The following is a 22,553-nucleotide window of genomic DNA, read 5'->3' on the forward strand; positions in this document are numbered from 1 at the left end:
CGCGCTGCTGGAGTAGATGATGCAGTTCTCTAAAATGCATGGCCTTGGCAATGACTTTATGGTTGTTGACGCGGTAACTCAGAATGTTTTTTTCTCACCGGAACTGATTCGTCGTCTGGCGGATCGGCATCTTGGTGTGGGCTTCGATCAGCTGCTGGTGGTTGAGCCGCCCTACGATCCGGAGCTCGACTTCCACTATCGCATCTTCAATGCCGACGGTAGCGAGGTGGCGCAATGCGGCAACGGCGCGCGCTGTTTCGCCCGCTTTGTGCGCCTGAAAGGCCTGACCAATAAACGTGACATCCGCGTCAGTACCTCGAACGGCCGTATGGTATTAAGCGTAACGGAAGACGATCTGGTGCGCGTGAATATGGGTGAGCCAAACTTCGAACCGTCGCAGGTGCCGTTCCGCGCCAACAAAGCGGAAAAGACCTATATCATGCGCGCCGCTGAACAGACAGTATTGTGCGGCGTGGTGTCCATGGGCAACCCGCACTGCGTTATCCAGGTCGATGATGTGGAAACCGCGACGGTGGAAACGCTCGGCCCGGTGATGGAAAACCACGAGCGCTTCCCGGAGCGGGCGAACATCGGCTTTATGCAGGTGGTCAGCCGCTCCCATATTCGCCTGCGCGTGTATGAACGCGGCGCGGGTGAAACGCAGGCCTGCGGCAGCGGCGCCTGCGCGGCGGCGGCAGTCGGTATCCAGCAGGGGTTACTGGGCGAGGAGGTCCGCGTGGAATTACCCGGCGGGCGTCTTGATATCGCCTGGAAAGGTCCGGGCCAACCGCTGTATATGACTGGCCCGGCGGCACATGTCTATGACGGATTTATTCATTTATGAAACAAGTCGGGGAAGAACAGCAGGAACTCGCCAGCGAGCTGAACGATCGCGCAGTGGTGGACTATCTGTTGCAACATCCTGAATTCTTTATTCGTAATGCGGCGCTGGTGGAGCATATGTCGGTGCCGCATCCGGTACGTGGTTCGGTCTCGCTGGTGGAATGGCACATGGCGCGGGCGCGGAACCATATCAACGTGCTGGAAGAGAATATGACGCTGCTGATGGCCCAGGCGACGGCTAACGAAAGCCTGTTTCAGCGCCTGTTTGATCTCCAGACGCGGCTGGCGGCGGCCGATAGCCTTGATGAAATGCTGAACCGCTTTCATCGCTGGGCGCGCGAGCTGGGGCTGGCGGGCGCGACGGTGCGCCTGTTTCCCGACAGCTGGCGGCTCGGCGCGCCCTCCAAATTCACTCATCTGGCGATAAGCCGTCAGGCGTTTGAGCCGATTCGCATTCAGCGTCTTGGGCAACAGCGCCATTATCTTGGCCCATTAAACGGCCCGGAACTGCTGGTGGTGCTGCCGGAAGCAAAAGCCGTGGGTTCGGTGGCGATGTCGCTGCTGGGGGGAGATGAAGCGCCCGGCGTGATGCTGTTCAGCAGTCGCGACCCTCAGCACTATCAGCAAGGTCAGGGAACGCAGCTTTTGCAGGAAATTGCGTCGATGCTCCCGGGGTTGCTGGAGCGCTGGATCGAGCGCGCATGACCGACTCTCCGCTGTTTACGCCCGTAGAACGCTTTTTACGCTATCTCGGCGTGGAGCGTCAGCTGAGCCCGATAACGCTGCTGAACTACCGCCGCCAGCTTGAGACGCTTATCGCGCTGGCGGATAGCGACGGGCTGAAAAGCTGGCAGCAGTGCGATGCTGCCCAGGTCCGTAGCCTGGCGGTGCGCAGCCGTCGCCAGGGGCTGGGGCCAGCCAGCCTGGCTTTACGTCTCTCCGCCTTACGCAGCTTCTTTGACTGGCTGGTGAGCCAGGGCGAACTGGCCGCGAATCCGGCGAAGGGGATTTCGGCGCCGAAAACACCGCGCCATTTACCAAAAAATATCGACGTCGACGACGTTAACCGACTGCTGGATATCGATCTTAACGATCCGCTGGCGGTACGCGACAGGGCGATGCTGGAAGTGATGTACGGCGCGGGACTGCGTCTCTCGGAGCTGGTGAATCTCGACATTAAGCACCTCGATCTGGAATCCGGCGAGGTGTGGGTGATGGGCAAAGGCAGCAAAGAGCGCCGCCTGCCGATTGGCCGCAACGCGGTGGTGTGGATTGAGCACTGGCTCGACCTGCGCGGCCTGTTCGGCGCTGATGAAGACGCCCTGTTCTTATCAAAGCTGGGTAAGCGAATTTCCGCGCGTAACGTGCAAAAGCGCTTTGCCGAATGGGGCATTAAGCAGGGCCTCAACAGCCACGTGCATCCGCATAAGCTGCGCCACTCTTTCGCGACCCATATGCTGGAGTCGAGCGGCGATCTGCGCGGGGTGCAGGAGCTGCTGGGTCATGCGAATCTGTCCACCACTCAAATTTATACCCATCTTGATTTTCAACACCTTGCGTCGGTGTACGATGCGGCGCATCCGCGCGCCAAACGGGGGAAATAATGCGTTTTTACCGACCTCTGGGCCAGATTTCAGCACTGACATTTGACCTGGACGATACCCTTTATGACAACCGTCCGGTGATTGACCGAACGCTGCATGAGTCGCTGAGCTTTGTGCGCAGCTACCACCCGTCGCTGAGTCAATTTGACGCCAGCGAACTCAACCGGCTGCGCCAGACGCTGCTGGCGTCAGAGCCGGAAATTTACCACGATGTCACCGAGTGGCGCCGCCGCGCGCTGGAGCTGGGGATGATCAACGCCGGGCTTTCTGCGGCGCTGGCGAAAACGGGGGCCGAGGAAGCGATGGCGAACTTCGCCCACTGGCGCAGCCTGATCGATGTCCCGCAGGAAACGCACGATACGCTGGCGCAGCTGGCGGAAAAGTGGCCGCTGGTGGCCATTACCAACGGTAATGCCCAGCCGGAGCTTTTTGGCCTGAGCGACTACTTCCGCTTCGTGCTGCGCGCCGGTCCGGACGGGCGCTCTAAGCCTTTTGCCGATATGTATCATCTAGCAGCCGAGCGGCTGGCGCTGCCGCTGGGGCAGATTCTGCACGTCGGGGACGATCTGACGACCGACGTGGCGGGCTCCATTCGTTGCGGCATGCAGGCCTGTTGGATCAAACCGCAGGGCGCAGACCTGATGCGCACCGCCGACAGCCGCCTGTTACCGCACATCGAAATTTCACGGTTGGCATCTCTGACCTCGCTGATATAATCGTCAGTAGTTCTGTATAAATTAACAGTAGCCCGGTGGACTGAACGTTGCCGGGCGTCTCATTTCCGGCGGTGCCAATGGACGTTTCTTATCTGCTCGACAGCCTTAATGACAAACAGCGTGAAGCCGTTGCGGCATCACGTACGAATATGCTGGTTCTGGCAGGCGCGGGCAGCGGTAAGACGCGCGTGCTGGTACACCGCATCGCCTGGCTGCTGAGCGTTGAGCACTGTTCCCCTTACTCCATTATGGCGGTGACCTTTACCAATAAAGCGGCGGCGGAAATGCGCCATCGTATTGGCCAACTGATGGGTACCACCCAGGGCGGTATGTGGGTCGGCACTTTCCACGGACTGGCGCACCGGCTGCTGCGCGCTCATCACCTTGACGCCAACCTGCCGCAGGACTTCCAGATCCTCGACAGCGAAGACCAGCTGCGCCTGCTCAAGCGTCTGATTAAGGCGATGAATCTCGATGAGAAGCAGTGGCCGCCGCGTCAGGCGATGTGGTACATCAACGGCCAGAAAGATGAAGGGCTGCGCCCGCACCATATACAGAGCTACGGTAACCCGGTTGAGCAGACCTGGCAGAAGGTTTATCAGGCCTACCAGGAGGCCTGCGATCGGGCGGGGCTGGTGGATTTCGCCGAACTGCTGCTGCGCGCCCACGAGCTGTGGCTCAACAAGCCGCACATTCTTCAGCACTACCGCGAGCGCTTTACCAATATCCTGGTGGACGAATTTCAGGATACTAACAACATTCAGTACGCGTGGATCCGCCTGCTGGCGGGCGATACCGGCAAGGTGATGATCGTCGGCGATGACGATCAGTCCATTTACGGCTGGCGCGGCGCGCAGGTGGAGAACATCCAGCGCTTCCTCAACGATTTCCCCGGCGCGGAAACTATCCGTCTCGAGCAAAACTATCGCTCGACCAGCAATATCCTCAGCGCGGCCAACGCCCTGATTGAAAACAACAGCGGGCGCCTGGGGAAAAAGCTGTGGACCGACGGCGCCGACGGCGAGCCGATTTCGCTCTACTGCGCGTTTAACGATCTTGATGAGGCGCGCTTTGTCGTCAACCGCATCAAAACCTGGCAGGAAAACGGCGGGGCGCTGGAGCAGTGCGCGATTCTGTATCGCAGCAACGCCCAGTCGCGCGTGCTGGAAGAGGCGCTGCTGCAGGCCAGCATGCCGTATCGTATTTATGGCGGCATGCGCTTCTTCGAACGCCAGGAGATCAAAGATGCGCTCTCCTATCTGCGCCTGATCGCCAATCGTAATGACGACGCGGCCTTTGAGCGCGTGGTGAATACCCCGACGCGCGGTATCGGCGATCGCACGCTGGACGTGGTGCGCCAGACCTCGCGCGACCGTCAGCTGACGCTGTGGCAGGCCTGTCGCGAGCTGTTAAAAAATAAAGTGCTTGCCGGACGCGCCGCCAGCGCCCTGCAGCGTTTTATGGAGCTCATTGACGCCCTGGCGCAGGAAACCGCCGATATGCCGCTGCACGTGCAGACCGATCGGGTGATTAAAGACTCCGGCCTGCGCATGATGTACGAGCAGGAGAAAGGCGAGAAAGGCCAGACGCGCATTGAAAACTTAGAGGAGCTGGTGACGGCAACGCGCCAGTTCAGCTACAACGAAGAAGATGAAGATTTGATGCCGCTGCAGGCGTTCCTCTCGCATGCGGCGCTGGAAGCGGGAGAAGGGCAGGCGGATACCTGGCAGGATGCGGTACAGCTGATGACCCTGCACTCGGCGAAAGGGCTGGAGTTCCCGCAGGTCTTTATCGTCGGCGTGGAAGAGGGGATGTTCCCGAGCCAGATGGCGCTTGATGAGGGCGGCCGCCTGGAAGAAGAACGCCGTCTGGCCTACGTCGGCGTCACCCGTGCGATGCAGAAGCTCACGCTGACCTATGCGGAAACCCGTCGCCTGTATGGCAAAGAGGTTTATCACCGTCCGTCGCGTTTTATCGGCGAGCTGCCGGAGTCGTGCGTGGAAGAGGTGCGGCTGCGCGCCACGGTGAGCCGTCCGGTCAGCCATCAGCGGATGGGGACGCCGATGGCGGAAAACGACACCGGCTATAAGCTGGGCCAGCGCGTGCGCCATGCCAAGTTTGGCGAAGGCACGATCGTGAACCTCGAAGGCAGCGGCGAACACAGCCGCCTGCAGGTTGCGTTTCAGGGGCAGGGGATTAAATGGCTGGTCGCGGCGTATGCCCGGCTTGAAACAGTGTAACAGTAAGAAAAGTATCATTATTTTGTAATATTCTGCTACCTTTATACGTTAAGGAGCTTGATTTGCTCTTTAGCGTTCCGTTGCGTGTTGACGCCGTTTTTGCGCTGGCGTAACATGCGCGCACGATTACGCTAAGAGGACATTCGCCTTGGACACACCCAGTAGATGCTGGCTCAATTTCCTGCCCATCAGGAACAACTCCTAAGGCTATCCTCTTATGCTGATAGCCTTAGCGGTTGTCGGCGACCCGTTCTATTCCCGTCGCTCTGAGTCAGGCTTAATGGTCTGAAACCCAAATTGTTTCTGTGTGCCCACCGAACTGTCCGATAATTTTTTGCATTGGGAGTCCCGGTCATGCTGAGCGCATTTCAACTGGAAAACAATCGTTTAACGCGTCTGGAAGCCGACGAGATCAAGCACCTCGCCAGTTCGGTGTGGGTCGATCTGGTCGAGCCTGACGACGATGAACGAAGCCGCGTGCAAACGGAATTGGGCCAGAACCTGGCGACGCGCCCGGAGCTGGAAGACATCGAAGCGTCAGCGCGTTTCTTTGAGGATGAAGACGGCCTGCATATCCACTCATTTTTCTTTTTTGAAGATGCTGAGGATCACGCCGGTAACTCTACCGTCGCGTTTACTATCCGCGAAGGGCGTCTGTTCACCCTGCGCGAACGGGAGCTGCCCGCTTTCCGCCTGTATCGCATGCGCGCCCGCAGCCAGTCGATGGTGGACGGCAACGCTTACGAGCTGCTGCTGGACCTGTTCGAAACCAAAATCGAGCAGCTGGCGGATGAAATTGAAAACATCTATAGCGACCTGGAAAAGCTCAGCCGGGTGATCATGGAAGGTCGTCAGGGCGATGATTACGATGAGGCGCTCTCGACGCTGGCGGAGCAGGAAGATATCGGATGGAAAGTCCGCCTGTGTCTGATGGATACCCAGCGCGCGCTGAACTTCCTCGTGCGCAAAGCCCGCCTTCCGGCCGGTCAGCTGGAGCAGGCGCGGGAGATCCTGCGCGACATCGAATCCCTGCTGCCGCACAACGAGTCGCTGTTCCAGAAGGTTAACTTCCTGATGCAGGCGGCGATGGGTTTTATCAACATTGAGCAGAACCGCATCATCAAGATCTTCTCGGTGGTCTCCGTGGTGTTCCTGCCGCCGACGCTGGTGGCTTCCAGCTATGGGATGAACTTTGAGTTTATGCCCGAGCTGCACTGGAGCTTTGGCTATCCCGGCGCGATTGTCTTTATGATGCTCGCCGGCCTGGCGCCGTATCTGTACTTTAAGCGTAAAAACTGGCTGTAAAAAAAGGAGCTTCGGCTCCTTTTTTGCGTACCAGCTTGGCTTTATGCCCTACGCGTACGGCGTATTGTGTAAACCGCATCCATCACGAAAATCGCCAGCGCCACCCAGATAAAGGCGAAGGTTACCATTTTATCCGCGCCCGGCACTTCGCCGTAGAAGGTTACCGCCAGCAGGAACATCAGCGTCGGGCCGATATACTGGAAAAATCCCAGCGTGGAGAGGCGCAGACGCGTCGCCGCTCCGGTAAAGCACAGCAGCGGGATGGTGGTGACCACGCCCGCCGCCATCAGCAGCAGGTTCAGCGACCACGGATTCTGCCCCATGTGGCTGGTCGGGCTATCGGCAATACCAAACAGATAAATCGCAGCAACCGGCAGCAGCCAGAGCGTCTCAAACAGCATCCCGGTTTGCGCATCCACGGCGATCTTTTTACGCAGCAGGCCGTAAAAAGCGAAGCTGAACGCCAGGCCCAGCGCGATAATCGGCAGCGAGCCGAAGGTCCAGAGCTGTACCAGCACGCCGCAGGCGGCCAGCAGCACCGCCAGCCACTGCATCCGGCGAAAGCGCTCCCCGAGGAAGATCATCCCCAGCAGAATATTCACCAGCGGATTGATAAAATAGCCCAGGCTGGCTTCCAGCATATGATGGTTATTCACCGCCCAGATAAACAGCAGCCAGTTGCCGCCCACCAGCACCGCAGAGAGCGCCAGCAGGAACACCTTTTTCGGCGTTTTCAGCAGCCTTTTGACCTGCGGCCACTGACGGCTGATGCTGATCAGCGCGACCATGAAGAAGAAGGACCAGATCACGCGGTGAGTCAGAATTTCATCGGCGGGAACATAGTAGATAAGCTTGAAGTACGCCGGCGCGATACCCCAGATAAAATAGGCGGCCAGGGCCAGAAGAATCCCCACCTGCGTTTGTTTAGCGTCCATCGGTACAAATCCATTGCCAAAGAGAGAGATGTTACTCGATTTAGGCCGATCAACCCACCATATACGTCGCCGTGGCGCTGGCGATATACACCTGCTCTTCGTTATGCAGCTCGACGCGGGCCACCGCCACTTTATTACCGGCTCGCAGCAGGCTGCTGGTGGCGGTAAAGCGTTCCCCGCGGCCCGGACGCAGGTAGTCGACGCGCAGATCGATAGTGCCCATCCGCGACAGGCGCTGGCGCAGCTCTTCTTCATTGATGGTGTCGTGGCGAGTCAGGGTGCTGCCGACGCATACCAGCCCCGCCGCGACGTCCAGCGCTGAGGCAATCACTCCGCCATGTAAAATACTCTGCGCCCAGTTGCCGACCATCATTGGTTGGTTGTTGAAACTCAGCTGGGCGAACTCTTTTTCATAGCGCTCCAGCTCCAGCCCTAAGGCGCGATTAAAGGGCATGTGGTAGACGAAGATTTCTCCCACCAGCTTCAGGGCGGCGGCGGCGGTCAGTTCAGACATAACAACATTTCCATAGGTTAATGAAATGTTGATTTTATGCTTCTAAAATATTGATTTCTACTTTAAGAACGGATAACAGGTCAGAAGACGTATAAATAGGTAGAATGCTGCCTGGGTTAAACAGAAATAATAAATATCCATCCAGGAGAACAGCAATGCGTATCTCTTTGGCCTGCCTGCTGGCGCTTGTTGCGCTTCCGGCCGGCGTTCTGGCGCAGGACGCGCCGGTGAATAAACAGGTCCACGACACTCCGGCCGTTCGCGGGAGTATTATCGCCAACCTGTTACAGGACCATGATAATCCCTTCCTGCTCTATCCCTACGAGAGCAACTATCTGCTCTATACATGGACCAGCGATCTCAATAAAGAAGCGATTCGCAGCTACGACTGGGCTGAAAACGCGCGTAAAGACGAAGTGAAGTTCCAGCTTAGCCTGGCGTTTCCATTATGGCGCGGGATTTTGGGCGAGAATTCGCTGCTGGGCGCTTCTTATACGCAAAAATCCTGGTGGCAGCTCTCCAACAGCAAAGAGTCCGCGCCGTTTCGCGAAACCAACTACGAGCCACAGCTGTTCCTCGGGTTTGCGACCGATTACTCATTTGCCGGCTGGACGCTGCGCGACGTTGAAATGGGTTATAACCACGACTCTAACGGCCGTTCCGATCCCACTTCCCGCAGCTGGAATCGCCTCTATACCCGACTGATGGCGCAAAATGGCAACTGGCTGGTCGAGGTGAAGCCCTGGTACGTGATTGGCAGCACCGACGATAACCCGGATATCACCAAATATATGGGTTATTACCGGCTGAAAGTGGGCTACCAGCTGGGCGACGCTATTCTCAGCGCTCAGGGGCAATATAACTGGAATACCGGCTACGGCGGCGCCGAGCTTGGGGTGAGCTATCCGATCACCAAACACGTGCGCGTCTATACTCAGGTCTATAGCGGTTATGGCGAGTCGCTTATCGATTATAACTTTAATCAAACCCGCGTCGGCGTCGGGCTGATGCTCAACGATCTGTTTTAATCGTTGCACTCTGGCTCTCAGGCGCTGAAAATAGCGCCTGTTTTCTTTTCAGGCATATGGGGTCAACGTGGCGCAGGCGGAAGTATTGAATCAGGAATCGCTGGCTAAGCAGGTTTTACAAGAGACCTTCGGCTACCAGCAGTTTCGCCCGGGCCAGGAAACCATTATCGATACGGCACTGGCCGGGCGCGATTGCCTGGTGGTGATGCCAACCGGCGGCGGCAAGTCGCTGTGTTATCAGGTTCCGGCGCTGGTACTGGGCGGTCTCACCGTCGTGGTGTCGCCGCTTATTTCCTTGATGAAGGACCAGGTCGATCAGCTGCTGGCTAACGGCGTGGCGGCGGCGTGCCTGAACTCAACCCAGAGCCGGGAGCAGCAGCAGGAGGTGATGGCCGGCTGCCGCAGCGGGCAGATTCGCCTGCTGTATATCGCCCCGGAGCGCCTGATGCTGGATAACTTCCTTGAGCATCTTACGCACTGGAATCTGTCGATGGTGGCGGTGGACGAGGCGCACTGTATTTCCCAGTGGGGGCACGATTTCCGTCCGGAATACGCCGCGTTAGGGCAGCTGCGCCAGCGGATACCGCAAATCCCGTTTATGGCGCTGACCGCTACCGCCGATGACACGACGCGTCGCGACATTGTTCGCCTGCTGGATCTAAACGACCCGCTCATTCAGGTCAGCAGCTTCGACCGACCCAACATCCGCTATATGCTGATGGAGAAGTTTAAGCCGCTGGATCAGCTGATGCGCTACGTGCAGGATCAGCGCGGTAAGTCGGGCATTATCTACTGCAATAGCCGCTCAAAAGTGGAAGACACCGCCGCTCGCCTGCAAAGCCGCGGCATCAGCGCCGCGGCCTATCACGCCGGGCTGGAAAACCATATCCGCGCCGACGTGCAGGAGAAATTCCAGCGCGACGACCTGCAAATCGTGGTGGCGACGGTAGCCTTCGGTATGGGTATCAACAAACCGAACGTCCGTTTTGTGGTGCATTTCGATATCCCCCGCAATATTGAATCCTATTACCAGGAGACCGGGCGCGCCGGGCGCGATGGGCTGCCTGCCGAGGCGATGCTGTTTTACGATCCGGCGGATATGGCGTGGCTCCGACGCTGCCTTGAGGAGAAACCCGCCGGGCCGCTGCAGGACATTGAACGCCATAAGCTCAACGCGATGGGGGCCTTTGCCGAAGCGCAAACCTGCCGCCGTCTGGTGCTGCTCAACTACTTTGGCGAGGGGCGCCAGGAGCCCTGCGGCAACTGCGATATCTGCCTCGATCCGCCGAAACAGTACGACGGTTTAATGGACGCGCGTAAGGCGCTGTCGACGATTTACCGCGTCAATCAGCGCTTTGGTATGGGCTACGTGGTGGAAGTGCTGCGCGGCGCCAATAACCAGCGTATTCGCGATATGGGGCACGACAAGCTGCCGGTCTACGGCATTGGGCGCGAACAGAGCCACGAGCATTGGGTCAGCGTGATCCGTCAACTTATTCATTTAGGCTTGGTTACGCAGAATATAGCCCAGCACTCTGCGCTACAGCTTACCGAGGCCGCGCGTCCGGTCCTGCGCGGCGACGTGACGCTACAGCTTGCCGTGCCGCGTATTGTGGCGCTGAAGCCGAAAGCGATGCAGAAATCCTTTGGCGGTAATTACGATCGCAAGCTGTTCGCCAAGCTGCGCAAACTGCGTAAGGCGATTGCCGACGAAGAGAATATCCCGCCCTACGTGGTGTTTAACGATGCGACGCTAATTGAAATGGCTGAGCAAACGCCGCTGACGGCCGGGGAGATGCTCAGCGTCAACGGCGTTGGCACGCGTAAGCTCGAGCGTTTTGGTAAAGAGTTTATGGCCCTGATTCGCGCGCACGTGGATGGCGATGATGAGTAGTCAGCCAGACGAAAAAGTGTAAATATAGTTTTCGTCCTGACTATTTTCCTGCGAGTTAATTATGTTGACGCTTTTTTTCACCGTGGCGCTGGTGCATATCATTGCGCTGATGAGTCCTGGCCCGGACTTCTTCTTTGTTTCACAAACCGCCGTTAGCCGCTCCCGCAAAGAGGCGATGATGGGCGTGCTGGGGATCACCTGCGGAGTGATGGTATGGGCGGGCGTAGCGCTGCTCGGCCTGAACCTGATTATCGAGAAGATGGCCTGGCTGCATACCATTATTATGGTCGGCGGCGGTCTGTATCTGTGCTGGATGGGTTTCCAGATGCTGCGCGGCGCGCTGAAAAAAAGCGAAGCGGCAGCGGCGGTAGAGCCTCAGGTCGAACTGGCGCGCAGCGGCCGGAGCTTCCTGAAAGGGCTGCTGACCAATCTGGCTAACCCAAAAGCGATTATCTATTTTGGCTCCGTGTTCTCGCTGTTTGTCGGCGACAGCGTCAGTTCCGGCGCGCGCTGGGGGATTTTCCTGCTGATTGTTCTGGAGACGCTGGCCTGGTTTACGGTGGTCGCCAGCCTGTTCGCCCTACCGGGCATGCGCCGCGGCTATCAGCGGATGGCGAAGTGGATCGACGGCATTGCCGGTACTCTGTTTGCCGGGTTTGGTATTCACCTGATTATTTCGCGCTAAGCGTTCTGCGGCCCGCCCAAGGGTTATGGGCGGGCCGGATATTAATGACGCAGCTGCTGCAAATCGTCGGACGTCAGACCGGTCATTTCCATAACCGCAGTAGCATCAATGCCCCGCTCGAGCATGGCCTTTGCGACGTTAAGAAGCGCAGCGCGTTTGCCCTCTTTTATGCCTTCCTTAATGCCCTTCTGCATACCTTCCTCAAGCCACTTTTCTGCCAGAGTCATCAGTACACCTCCATGTTGCGGCACCCGCTGTGCCAGCTCATATAATAGCGGCCGAACATCCTGCTCTTCTCCCGCCTGGGCCATATATTTTATCAGTACGGTAATTTGTTGTCTGCTCATCTGTTCCAGCAACAGCAGGCTGGTGAGCTTGTCGACGAGCTCGGCCATATCGCGCTGCCATATATGCTTTTGTACCAGCGTCAGGGCCGCCATACTCCGGTGCTCCATGATTTCGTCATCGGGAATAACGGTGATGTCCACCAGCGGAAAGGCGGTGGAGTAAATCTGGCGCGCAGTATCCGGATCGGCAAAGTTCTCCAGCCAGTCCAGCGACCAGGGATAGGGGCTTCGCCGTCCCTGATAAAAAAGAATCGGGATCACCAGAGGTAGCGTTTTATGCCCTTCTTCTATGTGCCGCTGCATAGCAGCGATGGCATAGCGCATTAAACGAAACGCCATTAATTTATCTGGCGAACTTTGATGTTCAATCAGAACGTGAACATAGCCGCAACCACTGGTCGTTTCCAGAGAATAGAGGATATCGCTGTAGAAGGGGCGCAGATCATCTTCAATAAAGCTTCCTGACTCAAGGCGTAGGGTATCCAGTTTGCAAATTTGCATGAGTGAGGGGGGCAGATGGATCTCGATAAAATCCCGTGCGGTTTCCACACGGGAGAGAAAAGTTCTGAATACCGCATCGTGAGGGGTTGCCGCTTCCGCCATCGTTTTCGTCCATGAAGAAGAGAATCTGGCGGCATTCTGGCACTGGCGCTGCGAGTTCAACAGCGGGCAAAAAAATTATCTTTGTTCTTTGCCCGCCTGCTCGGCTGAGGATGTCGCTATACCCGCAAAGCTAACGATAATTTGCGAGCGTGCTTCCATCCATCAGGCGTGGCGCGCGGAGGCCAGCAGGGCGCCGACCAGCATAAACAGCGATCCAAAAACCTTGTTTAGCGCCTTCATCTGTTTGGGCCCTTTGAACCACGCGGCGATGCGCTGCGCCAGCGTGGCGTAGCCAATCATCACGATAATATCGACCACGATGGTGGTGACGCCGAGCACGAGGTACTGCATCACCTGGGGCTGGTGCGGTACGATAAACTGCGGGAAGAGCGCGGCGAGGAACACGATGCTTTTTGGGTTGGTCAGGTTGACGAACACCGCGCGCTTAAAGAGTTTGCCGCGGCTCTGCGCTTGCGCAAGGGTATTCAGATCGAGAGAACCCGCGGCTCGCCACTGCTGAATGCCGAGCCAGATAAGATAAGCGGCGCCCGCCCATTTCAGGATTTCAAAGGCCAACAGCGAACGGGAAAAAAGCGTACCCAGGCCAACGCCCACCAGCACGATATGAATGCCGAGCCCGGTCTGTAGCCCGGCAATAGAAGCCGCCGCGCCGCGATAACCGTGGTTGATTGAGGTGGTCATGGTATTTATCGCCCCGGATCCCGGCGACAGGCTGAGAATAAGAGATGTCAGCAGATAGGCAAACCACCACTCGAACGTCATGAGAAACTCCCTGATTGTCTGTTTTTATGCCACAATACGCTATTGTGTAAGCATTGTGTGATGCACGATAAAAAAACGATTTTCAGCGGTTATCAGGGGTGTAAGCCCGATGTTTTTGCAGCAAAAGGACTGGGAAACACGAGAAAACGCGTTTGCGGCCTTTACCATGGGGCCACTGACCGATTTCTGGCGTCAGCGGGAAGAGGCTGAATTTACGGGCGTGGATAACGTTCCGGTGCGCTTTGTTCGCTTCTGCGCCAAAAGTCATGACCGGGTCGTGGTTATTTGTCCGGGTCGCATTGAAAGCTACGTTAAGTACGCCGAACTGGCTTACGATCTTTTCCGCAGCGGTTTTGACGTGATGATTATCGATCATCGCGGCCAGGGGCGCTCCGGACGCATGCTTTCAGATACCCACCGCGGGCACGTCGTTAATTTCAGCGATTACGTCGACGATCTCGCCGCGTTCTGGCAGCAGCAGGTGGCGCCCGGACGCTGGCGGAAACGGTTTATACTGGCCCACTCCATGGGCGGCGCCATTGCGACGCTATTTTTGCAGCGCTACCACCAGCATTGCGACGCGATGGCGCTCTGTGCGCCGATGTTCGGCATCGTTATGCGCCTGCCTGACTGGATGGTGCGCCATATTCTCGATTGGGCTGAGGGCCATCAGCGCATTCGTGAAGAGTATGCCCTCGGTACCGGCCGCTGGCGGGCGCTGCCCTTTGCGGTTAACGTACTGACGCACAGCCGTCAACGCTATCGCCGCAACCTGCGCTTTTACGCCGATGAGCCGCAGCTGCGGGTCGGCGGGCCGACGTTCCACTGGGTGCGCGAGGGGATCCTCGCCGGCGAAGAGGTGCTGGCCGGTGCGGAGAAAGACGTCACGCCAACATTATTGCTCCAGGCGGAAGAAGAGCGGGTGGTCGATAACCGTATGCACGATCGCTACTGTGAACTTCGCGCCGCTGGCGGTCATCCCTGTGAAGGGGATAAGCCGTTTGTCATAGAAGGGGCATACCATGAGATCCTTTTTGAAAAGGACGCAATGCGCTCGGTCGCGCTAAACGCTATCGTCGATTTTTTTGGTCGACACACTTAATCCGGCGAAACGCTCGTCGCCCTGCTTAGAGGTTAAAATTTTTATGTACCAGGTTGTTGCGTCTGATTTAGATGGCACGCTGCTTTCTCCCGATCACTGCTTAACTCCCTACGCCAAAGAGACGCTGAAGCTGCTTACCGCACGCGGTATCAACTTCGTGTTCGCGACCGGCCGCCACTACATCGATGTTGGGCAAATTCGCGATAATCTCGGCATTAAATCCTATATGATCACCTCGAACGGCGCTCGCGTACACGATAGCGAAGGGAAGCAGATCTTCGCCCACAACCTTGACCGCGATATCGCCGCCGACCTGTTCGAAATGATGCGTAACGATCCGGCGATTGTGACCAACGTCTATCGTGAAGATGAGTGGTATATGAATCGCCATCGTCCGGAAGAGATGCGCTTCTTCAAAGAGGCGGTGTTTAACTACAAGCTGTACGAGCCGGGCGAGCTGGATCCTGAAGGGATCAGCAAAGTCTTTTTCACCTGCGATAAGCATGAGCATCTGCTGCCGCTGGAGCAGGCGATCAACGCCCGCTGGGGCGATCGGGTGAACGTGAGCTTCTCTACCGTTACCTGCCTCGAAGTAATGGCGGGCGGCGTGTCGAAAGGGCATGCGCTGGAGGCCGTGGCGAAAATGCTCGGCTATAGCCTGAAAGAGTGTATCGCCTTCGGCGACGGTATGAACGATGCGGAAATGCTGTCAATGGCGTGCAAGGGCTGCATTATGGCCAACGCGCACCAGCGGCTGAAAGACCTGCATCCTGAGCTGGAAGTGATCGGCAGCAACGTCGATGACGCCGTTCCCCACTACCTGCGTAAACTCTATCTTGACTAAAAAAGATTGACGATTGTTTAATTAATGAGCAGTCGTCAACCTATCACTCCGCTACAATGCGTGTTCTTTACTCTATGAGACATTCATTGTGGCGCTACTGATTATCACCACCATTCTGTGGGCCTTTTCCTTTAGCCTGTATGGCGAATACCTGGCAGGCCACGTCGACAGCTATTTTGCGGTGCTGGCGCGCGTTGGCCTGGCGGCGCTGGTGTTTTTGCCCTTCCTGCGCACCCGCGGGCAGAGCCTGTCAACCATCGGCCTGTATATGCTGGTGGGGGCGATGCAGCTCGGTATTATGTATATGCTGAGTTTCCAGGCCTATCTGTACCTGACGGTATCGGAGCTTCTGCTGTTTACCGTCCTGACGCCGCTCTATATCACGCTGATTTACGATATGATGAGCCGCCGTCGCCTGCGCTGGGGCTACGCCTGCAGCGCGCTGCTGGCGGTAATCGGCGCGGGCATCATCCGTTATGACCAGGTGACCAACCATTTCTGGACCGGTTTGATCCTGGTTCAACTCTCCAACATCAGCTTCGCGATTGGCATGGTGGGATACAAGCGCCTGATGGAAACGCGTCCGATGCCGCAGCATAACGCCTTCGCCTGGTTCTACATCGGGGCGTTTCTGGTGGCGGCGGTTGCCTGGTCGATGCTGGGTAACGCGCAGAAAATGCCGGAAACTTCGCTACAGTGGGGCATCCTGGCCTTTCTTGGCGTGGCGGCATCCGGGATTGGTTACTTTATGTGGAACTACGGCGCCACCCAGGTGGATGCCGGTACGCTCGGCATCATGAACAATATGCACGTGCCTGCCGGGCTGCTGGTGAACCTGGCCATCTGGCAGACGCAGCCCCGCTGGCCGAGCTTTATTATTGGCGCTCTGGTGATCCTGGCCTCGCTATGGGTCCATCGACGCTGGGTCGCTCCGCACTCCGCACAAACGGTAAATGATCGCAAGCGTGGTTCCGCGCTGAGCGAATAAACGCCTCGGTAACCGGCTGGCGCTGCTCGCCGTCGCGCACCGCGGCGTACAGTCGGCTCCACAGTCCCTCGCCCAGGGTTTTGGTCACCACCAGGCCCTGGCGCTCAAAGCTTTCCACGACCCAGTGCGGCAGGGCGGCGATGCCCATTCGCGCCGCCACCATCTGAATTAACAGCAGCGTATTGTCGACGCTCTTCAGCTGCGGGCTAATCCCGGCAGGCTGCAGGAAGTGACGCCAGATATCCAGACGTGCGCGCTGGACCGGATAAATCAGCAGCATTTCAGTCGCTAAATCCTCGGGCGCGATGCGCGCCTTTGTCGCCAGCGGATGATCCGGCGCCATCACCAGGCGCACTTCGAAATCAAACATTGGCGAATAGTGTAGTCCGCTGCGCGGCAGGATATCGGAGGTCATCACCAGATCCAGCTCGCCCTGCTGCAGGCCCGGCTGCGGGTCGAAGATCACCCCGGACTGAAAGTCCACCTCTACATGCGGCCAGCGGGCGCGGAAACTCTCCAGTGCCGGAGTGAGCCACTGAATACAGCTATGGCATTCGATGGCGATACGCAGCCGGGTTTGCTGCGGCTCATTGCAATCCTGCAGGGCGCGGCTGATTTGCGGCAGGACCTGATTGGCCAGCTGCAGCAGGATCTCTCCCTGCGGCGTAAAGCGCAGCGGCTGACTTTTACGTACAAACAGACGGAAGCCGAGGCGCTGTTCCAGATCGCTGAACTGGTGGGACAAGGCGGATTGGGTCTGGTGCAGGGCCGCCGCCGCGCCTGCCAGAGAGCCGCTATTCCGCAACGCCTGGAGCGTTTTCAGGTGTTTAATTTCGATCATGAAAGTCCTTCACTTCGGCATGAATAATTTGCGCTTGAGGAATATACAGTAACTGCCAATTATGGATGTGTAAACATCTGGACGTCTAAATCCTTTATCTTTCGAATTTATGGCAGCGTTGGCTGCACTTCCTCACCCCAGTCACTTACTTCAGTAAGCTCCTGGGGATGAGCAAGTTTGCCGCCTTCCCTAAATCCGAAATCTTTCGGATTGCAATTATGAGGCTCAAAAAATGACAATTATTAACCACACCCTCGGTTTCCCTCGCGTTGGCCTGCGCCGCGAGCTGAAGAAAGCGCAAGAAAGCTACTGGGCGGGCAATACCAGCCGCGAAGAACTGCTGGCCGTTGGCCGCGAACTGCGCGCTCGCCACTGGGAACAGCAGAAGCAGGCGGGCATTGACCTGCTACCGGTGGGCGATTTCGCCTGGTACGACCATGTTCTGACCACCAGCCTGTGGCTTGGCAACGTGCCGGCTCGTCATCAGAACAAAGACGGCTCCGTTGATATCGATACCCTTTTTCGCATAGGCCGCGGCCGCGCGCCGACCGGCGAACCGGCCGCGGCGGCGGAAATGACCAAATGGTTTAACACTAACTACCACTACATAGTGCCGGAATTTGTGAAGGGCCAGCAGTTCAAACTGAGCTGGAACCAGCTGTTGGATGAGGTGGACGAAGCGCTGGCGCTGGGCCACAAAGTGAAGCCCGTCCTGCTTGGGCCAGTCACCTATCTGTGGCTCGGTAAGGTGAAAGGCGAGCCGTTCGACCGCCTGAACCTGCTGCACGATATTCTGCCTGTTTACCAGCAGGTGCTGACTGAACTGGCAAAACGCGGCGTTGAGTGGGTGCAGATTGATGAACCGGCGCTGGTGCTCGAGCTGCCGCAGGCGTGGCTGGATGCCTTCAAACCGGTTTACGCGGCCCTTAGCGGTCAGCTTAAGCTGCTGCTGACTACCTACTTTGAAGGCATTACCGATAACCTCGACACCATTACCGCACTGCCGGTACAGGGCCTGCATGTGGATCTGGTCCACGGCCAGGACGATGTCGCCGAACTGCATAAGCGCCTGCCTGCCGACTGGCTGCTCTCCGCGGGGCTGATCAACGGCCGCAACGTCTGGCGCGCCGATCTGAGCGAGAAATACGCGCAGGTTAAAGATATCGTCGGCAAACGTGAACTGTGGGTAGCCTCTTCCTGCTCCCTGCTGCACAGCCCGATCGATCTGAACGTGGAAACGCGGCTCGATGCCGAAGTGAAGAGCTGGTTTGCCTTCGCCCTGCAAAAATGCCGGGAGCTGGCGCTGCTGCGCGATGCGCTGAACAGCGGCGACACCGCGGCGATTGCTGACTGGAGCGCGCCGATCCAGGCACGTCGCCAGTCAACCCGCGTGCACAACGCTGCGGTAGAGAAGCGTCTGGCGGCCATTACCGCTCAGGACAGCCAGCGCCAAAGCGTCTACGAAGTTCGCGCCGAAGCGCAGCGCGCCCGCTTTAAGCTGCCGGCCTGGCCAACCACCACCATCGGCTCCTTCCCCCAGACCACCGAGATCCGCGGCCTGCGTCTGGACTTCAAAAAGGGAAATCTCGACGCTAACCGTTACCGCACCGGCATCGCCGAACACATTAAGCAGGCGATCGTTGAGCAGGAGCGACTGGGGCTGGACGTGCTGGTACACGGTGAAGCCGAGCGTAACGATATGGTGGAATACTTCGGCGAACACCTGGACGGCTTTATTTTCACGCAGAACGGCTGGGTACAGAGCTACGGCTCCCGCTGCGTCAAACCGCCGGTGGTCATCGGCGATATCAGCCGCCCGGAGGCGATCACCGTCGAGTGGGCAAAATATGCTCAGTCCCTGACCTACAAACCGGTAAAAGGCATGCTGACCGGCCCGGTGACCATTCTTTGCTGGTCCTTCCCGCGTGAGGACGTCAGCCGTGAAACGATTGCGAAACAGATAGCCCTCGCGCTGCGCGATGAAGTGGCGGATCTGGAAGCCGCCGGTATCGGTATCATCCAGATCGACGAACCGGCCCTGCGGGAAGGCCTGCCGCTGAAGCGTAGCGACTGGGATGCGTATCTGGCATGGGGGGTGGAAGCTTTCCGTATCAATGCCGCGGTGGCGAAAGACGACACGCAGATCCACACCCATATGTGCTATTGCGAGTTCAACGACATCATGGATTCCATCGCCGCGCTGGATGCGGACGTGATTACCATCGAAACCTCGCGTTCTGATATGGAGCTGCTGGAGTCGTTCGAAGCGTTCGACTACCCGAATGAAATCGGGCCGGGCGTGTACGACATTCACTCCCCGAACGTGCCGAGCGTGGAGTGGATTGAAGCGCTGCTGGAAAAAGCCGCGCAGCGTATCCCGGCAGAGCGCCTGTGGGTGAACCCGGACTGCGGCCTGAAAACCCGCGGCTGGACGGAAACGCGCGCCGCGCTGGCCAACATGGTCAAGGCCGCGCAAAACCTGCGCCAGGCGTAATATAAATCACACTTGTGGGAGGCCCCGGCCTCCTTTTTTGGTTTCTTCTCTTCGCTGGCAAAACCGAATGTGAAGAACTGTTCGGCGTGAAGCGGCAGCGTCTGGATAACGTCCACCCGCTCCCGGCTGTTGCTCAGGACGGATGTCTTTGACTACAGTTAAGCGTTCCCTGAACCGAAGCTGTGATAACTCTCCTGAGGTGAAAGATGATTGAACACCACGATCAAAAAGGGTATTTGCGTTTTGCCATTAATCTGGGTAATCCGGTGCTTACGACACTGCTGCCGGATGGGTCTCCGGGGGGGATTACCGTCGAGCTGGCAAAGAAACTGGCTGCAGAGAGCCAGCGCGAAGCGCGGTTTGTGACCTGGCCGACGGCCGGGCAGGTAGTGGACGCGGCGCTGCAGGATCAATGGGATATCGCCTTTCTGGCTATCGACCCGGCGCGGGAAGATAAGCTTCGCTTTACGCCATCCTACGTCACTATCGAAAGCTCGCTGATGGTGAAAAAAGAGAGCCAGATTCAATCGGTTCAGGAGATGGACCGCGCAGGCGTGGTAATTAACGTGGGCAAAGGCGCGGCCTACGAGCTGTATCTGATTCGCACGCTGCAGCATGCGACGATGCGCCAGTACGCCACCTCACAGGAGGCTATTCAGGCATTTATCAACGGCGAAGGCGATTGGGTGGCCGGTATTCGCCAGCCTCTGGAGAAAGCTGCGCAGGAGAATCCGCAGTTTCGCGTTCTGACCGACAGCTTTAGCCAGATACACCAGGCGATATGCGTACCGCGCAATGCGACGCAGCACTATGAATTTATTTGCCGCCGCCTCTCTTCCTGGATAGCGGACGGTACTATTGCCGGGATGGTGAGCCGCCATATCGGCAATAGCTGATCGTTAACCGCGCTTACCGCCATACTGCGCAAACCAGGCCAGCATCCGCTGCCAGCCGTCTTTTGCCGACTCTTCATGATAGCTGGCGCGATAGTCGGCATTAAATGCGTGGTCGGCGTGCGGGTAAACCACGATTTCCGCCGTGGCGTTGGCCGCCCGCAGCGCCTGACGCATCGTTTCCACCGTGTCCTGCGGGATGCTGTCATCTTTCGCGCCATAAAGCCCTAACACCGGCGCGTTAAGATCGACGGCAATATCGACCGGATGCTTCGGCGAATTCAGCGTTTTCTCGCCGACCAGCTTGCCGTACCAGGCGACGGCGGCTTTTAACTGCGGATTATGTGCAGCGTACAGCCAGGTAATACGCCCGCCCCAGCAGAAGCCGGTAATCAGCAAGCGATGGGCATCGCCGCCGTGGCGGTAGGCCCAACTGGCCACGTGATCGAGGTCGGCCAGCACCTGAGAATCCGGCACCTTTTTGACCAGTCCCTGGAACAGAGAAGGGATGTCGCTGTAATCATTAGGATCGCCCTGGCGGAAGTAGAGCTCCGGTGCGATAGCCAGATACCCCTCCTTTGCCAGACGGCGGCAGATATCGCGGATATGTTCATGCACGCCGAAAATTTCCTGGACCACGATAACGACCGGCAGCGGACCGTCGACGCCGCGCGGGCGAGCATGGAACGCCGGCATGTTGTCTCCCTGTGAAGGGATGGATGTCTCCCCGGAGATGATGTTCTCATCTGATGTGTGAACGGCAGTTGAGGCGTGCGGCGTGGCTGCAGGTGCAAAGCCGGTTTGCTTAATTGTCGTCATGGTATTCTCCGTACCCTCAATTTATTAGCGCATCAATAACTATAGCTGCTCTGGACAGGACGTTAATCAAACACAGTGCCCGAAACAGGCTATCTTTTGTTCAGGCTTCTGCGATTTAGCTTGTTAATGTGATGTATATCACTCTTTTATGGAAAGTTATTGCAATGAATTTCATTCATGGTGATTGTGGTCACAAAATTGAGCCGACAGCTTCTGTAAAGTACCGTTTTGCTTCTGCTGATAATTCGACCCACAGAGGAGTTTTTTATGTCCAAGTCTGATGTTTTTCATCTCGGCCTCACCAAAAACGATTTACAAGGGGCTACGCTGGCTATCGTCCCTGGCGATCCGGAGCGTGTGGAAAAGATCGCCGCGCTGATGGATAAGCCGGTTAAGCTGGCATCTCACCGTGAATTCACCACCTGGCGCGCTGAGCTGGATGGTAAAGCAGTGATTGTCTGCTCTACCGGTATCGGCGGCCCATCGACCTCTATCGCCGTGGAAGAGCTGGCCCAGCTGGGCATCCGTACCTTCCTGCGCATCGGCACCACCGGCGCCATTCAGCCGCATATTAATGTCGGCGACGTTCTGGTGACGACCGCGTCCGTCCGTCTGGACGGCGCAAGCCTGCACTTTGCGCCAATGGAGTTCCCGGCGGTGGCTGACTTTGAATGTACTACCGCGCTGGTTGAAGCGGCGAAGTCTATCGGCGCGACCACCCATATCGGTGTCACCGCCTCTTCCGACACCTTCTATCCGGGCCAGGAACGTTACGATACCTTCTCCGGCCGCGTTGTTAGCCGCTTTAAAGGCTCGATGGAAGAGTGGCAGGCGATGGGCGTGATGAACTATGAAATGGAATCCGCCACGCTGCTGACGATGTGCGCCAGCCAGGGCCTGCGCGCCGGGATGGTTGCCGGAGTTATCGTCAACCGTACCCAGCAGGAAATTCCGAACGCGGAAACCATGAAGCAAACCGAAAGCCACGCGGTGAAAATTGTCGTGGAAGCGGCGCGCCGCCTGCTGTAGTTACCCTTTCTTCTGCCAGGGGTCGGACTCTCCGGCCCTTCTTTTT

Annotated in this window: 21 protein-coding genes; 15 read left to right on the plus strand and 6 right to left on the minus strand. The window is 57.6% G+C overall.

Annotated features, from left to right (window positions below; all coding sequences use genetic code 11):
* Window positions 1-19 precede the first annotated feature (19 nt).
* From dapF to corA, 6 genes are all read left to right on the plus strand, one after another.
* Window positions 20-844: a diaminopimelate epimerase gene (gene dapF / locus ABLU87_RS16030; RefSeq protein ID WP_004127458.1), complete on the plus strand. Its 825-nt coding sequence runs from the start codon at window positions 20-22 to the stop codon at window positions 842-844.
* Entirely contained in the window at window positions 841-1,548 is a 708-nt protein-coding gene (locus ABLU87_RS16035) for a DUF484 domain-containing protein (RefSeq protein ID WP_025108404.1), read from the plus strand. The genes dapF and ABLU87_RS16035 overlap by 4 nt, the downstream gene beginning before the upstream one ends.
* Window positions 1,545-2,447, plus strand: coding sequence for a tyrosine recombinase XerC (gene xerC, locus ABLU87_RS16040; protein WP_046878126.1), 903 nt, complete (start codon window positions 1,545-1,547; stop codon window positions 2,445-2,447). The genes ABLU87_RS16035 and xerC overlap by 4 nt, the downstream gene beginning before the upstream one ends.
* Window positions 2,447-3,163: a 5-amino-6-(5-phospho-D-ribitylamino)uracil phosphatase YigB gene (gene yigB, locus ABLU87_RS16045; protein WP_014227468.1), complete on the plus strand. Its 717-nt coding sequence runs from the start codon at window positions 2,447-2,449 to the stop codon at window positions 3,161-3,163. The genes xerC and yigB overlap by 1 nt, the downstream gene beginning before the upstream one ends.
* A gap of 77 nt (window positions 3,164-3,240) precedes the next feature.
* A complete protein-coding gene (gene uvrD, locus ABLU87_RS16050; RefSeq protein ID WP_064378206.1) occupies window positions 3,241-5,403 on the plus strand; it encodes a DNA helicase II in 2,163 nt (720 codons plus the stop codon).
* 354 nt (window positions 5,404-5,757) lie between these two features.
* Window positions 5,758-6,708: a magnesium/cobalt transporter CorA gene (corA, locus tag ABLU87_RS16055; RefSeq protein WP_004097564.1), complete on the plus strand. Its 951-nt coding sequence runs from the start codon at window positions 5,758-5,760 to the stop codon at window positions 6,706-6,708.
* Window positions 6,709-6,749: 41 nt separating this feature from the next.
* Here corA and rarD read toward each other — a convergent pair whose 3' ends face one another.
* The gene (rarD, locus tag ABLU87_RS16060; protein ID WP_122116951.1) at window positions 6,750-7,643 is read right to left on the minus strand and encodes an EamA family transporter RarD; all 894 of its coding nucleotides are present in this window, start codon (window positions 7,641-7,643) and stop codon (window positions 6,750-6,752) included.
* Window positions 7,644-7,692: 49 nt separating this feature from the next.
* Window positions 7,693-8,157, minus strand: a complete 465-nt coding sequence (gene yigI / locus ABLU87_RS16065; protein ID WP_004097567.1) for an acyl-CoA thioesterase YigI — start codon at window positions 8,155-8,157, stop codon at window positions 7,693-7,695.
* 155 nt (window positions 8,158-8,312) lie between these two features.
* Here yigI and pldA point away from each other — a divergent pair, with 155 nt between their 5' ends.
* The 3 genes from pldA (at window position 8,313) to rhtC (ending at window position 11,764) form a co-directional block, all read left to right on the plus strand.
* The gene (pldA, locus tag ABLU87_RS16070) at window positions 8,313-9,185 is read left to right on the plus strand and encodes a phospholipase A (protein ID WP_023321873.1); all 873 of its coding nucleotides are present in this window, start codon (window positions 8,313-8,315) and stop codon (window positions 9,183-9,185) included.
* Window positions 9,186-9,252: 67 nt separating this feature from the next.
* Window positions 9,253-11,079 carry an ATP-dependent DNA helicase RecQ gene (recQ, locus tag ABLU87_RS16075; protein ID WP_004097570.1) on the plus strand — a complete coding sequence of 609 codons (1,827 nt, stop codon included), beginning with the start codon at window positions 9,253-9,255 and terminating at the stop codon, window positions 11,077-11,079.
* Between the two features lie 61 nt (window positions 11,080-11,140).
* Window positions 11,141-11,764 carry a threonine export protein RhtC gene (rhtC, locus tag ABLU87_RS16080; protein ID WP_004097571.1) on the plus strand — a complete coding sequence of 208 codons (624 nt, stop codon included), beginning with the start codon at window positions 11,141-11,143 and terminating at the stop codon, window positions 11,762-11,764.
* Window positions 11,765-11,805: 41 nt separating this feature from the next.
* Here rhtC and ABLU87_RS16085 read toward each other — a convergent pair whose 3' ends face one another.
* Window positions 11,806-12,714 carry an Rpn family recombination-promoting nuclease/putative transposase gene (locus tag ABLU87_RS16085; RefSeq protein ID WP_064358784.1) on the minus strand — a complete coding sequence of 303 codons (909 nt, stop codon included), beginning with the start codon at window positions 12,712-12,714 and terminating at the stop codon, window positions 11,806-11,808.
* A gap of 162 nt (window positions 12,715-12,876) precedes the next feature.
* A complete protein-coding gene (gene rhtB, locus ABLU87_RS16090) occupies window positions 12,877-13,497 on the minus strand; it encodes a homoserine/homoserine lactone efflux protein (RefSeq protein ID WP_122116950.1) in 621 nt (206 codons plus the stop codon).
* 109 nt (window positions 13,498-13,606) lie between these two features.
* Here rhtB and pldB point away from each other — a divergent pair, with 109 nt between their 5' ends.
* From pldB to ABLU87_RS16105, 3 genes are all read left to right on the plus strand, one after another.
* Window positions 13,607-14,599, plus strand: a complete 993-nt coding sequence (gene pldB, locus ABLU87_RS16095; RefSeq protein ID WP_004097574.1) for a lysophospholipase L2 — start codon at window positions 13,607-13,609, stop codon at window positions 14,597-14,599.
* Window positions 14,600-14,642: 43 nt separating this feature from the next.
* Window positions 14,643-15,443 carry a sugar/pyridoxal phosphate phosphatase YigL gene (gene yigL / locus ABLU87_RS16100; RefSeq protein ID WP_122116949.1) on the plus strand — a complete coding sequence of 267 codons (801 nt, stop codon included), beginning with the start codon at window positions 14,643-14,645 and terminating at the stop codon, window positions 15,441-15,443.
* 88 nt (window positions 15,444-15,531) lie between these two features.
* Window positions 15,532-16,431, plus strand: a complete 900-nt coding sequence (locus ABLU87_RS16105) for a carboxylate/amino acid/amine transporter (RefSeq protein ID WP_122116948.1) — start codon at window positions 15,532-15,534, stop codon at window positions 16,429-16,431.
* Here the strand turns inward: ABLU87_RS16105 and metR are convergent.
* Window positions 16,319-17,272, minus strand: a complete 954-nt coding sequence (metR, locus tag ABLU87_RS16110; RefSeq protein ID WP_004097578.1) for an HTH-type transcriptional regulator MetR — start codon at window positions 17,270-17,272, stop codon at window positions 16,319-16,321. The genes ABLU87_RS16105 and metR overlap by 113 nt on opposite strands.
* 232 nt (window positions 17,273-17,504) lie before the next feature.
* Between metR and metE the strand changes: the two genes are divergently transcribed.
* Together metE and ABLU87_RS16120 are read left to right on the plus strand one after the other, a co-directional pair.
* Window positions 17,505-19,766, plus strand: a complete 2,262-nt coding sequence (gene metE, locus ABLU87_RS16115) for a 5-methyltetrahydropteroyltriglutamate--homocysteine S-methyltransferase (RefSeq protein ID WP_122116947.1) — start codon at window positions 17,505-17,507, stop codon at window positions 19,764-19,766.
* Between the two features lie 206 nt (window positions 19,767-19,972).
* A complete protein-coding gene (locus ABLU87_RS16120; RefSeq protein ID WP_032747379.1) occupies window positions 19,973-20,662 on the plus strand; it encodes a transporter substrate-binding domain-containing protein in 690 nt (229 codons plus the stop codon).
* A 3-nt stretch (window positions 20,663-20,665) separates the two neighbouring features.
* Here ABLU87_RS16120 and ABLU87_RS16125 read toward each other — a convergent pair whose 3' ends face one another.
* On the minus strand, window positions 20,666-21,478 hold the full coding sequence (locus ABLU87_RS16125) for a dienelactone hydrolase family protein (protein ID WP_064358787.1): 813 nt from the start codon (window positions 21,476-21,478) through the stop codon (window positions 20,666-20,668).
* Window positions 21,479-21,745: 267 nt separating this feature from the next.
* On the opposite strand from ABLU87_RS16125, the gene udp reads away from it, so the two are divergent.
* Window positions 21,746-22,507 (plus strand): uridine phosphorylase, encoded by a 762-nt coding sequence (udp, locus tag ABLU87_RS16130; protein ID WP_004097583.1) that lies wholly within the window; start codon window positions 21,746-21,748, stop codon window positions 22,505-22,507.
* Window positions 22,508-22,553: the final 46 nt, after the last annotated feature.

The sequence above is a fragment of the Klebsiella sp. CB_Kp196 genome, from assembly GCF_040061575.1.
GTDB classification, from domain to species: Bacteria; Pseudomonadota; Gammaproteobacteria; order Enterobacterales; family Enterobacteriaceae; genus Klebsiella; species Klebsiella michiganensis.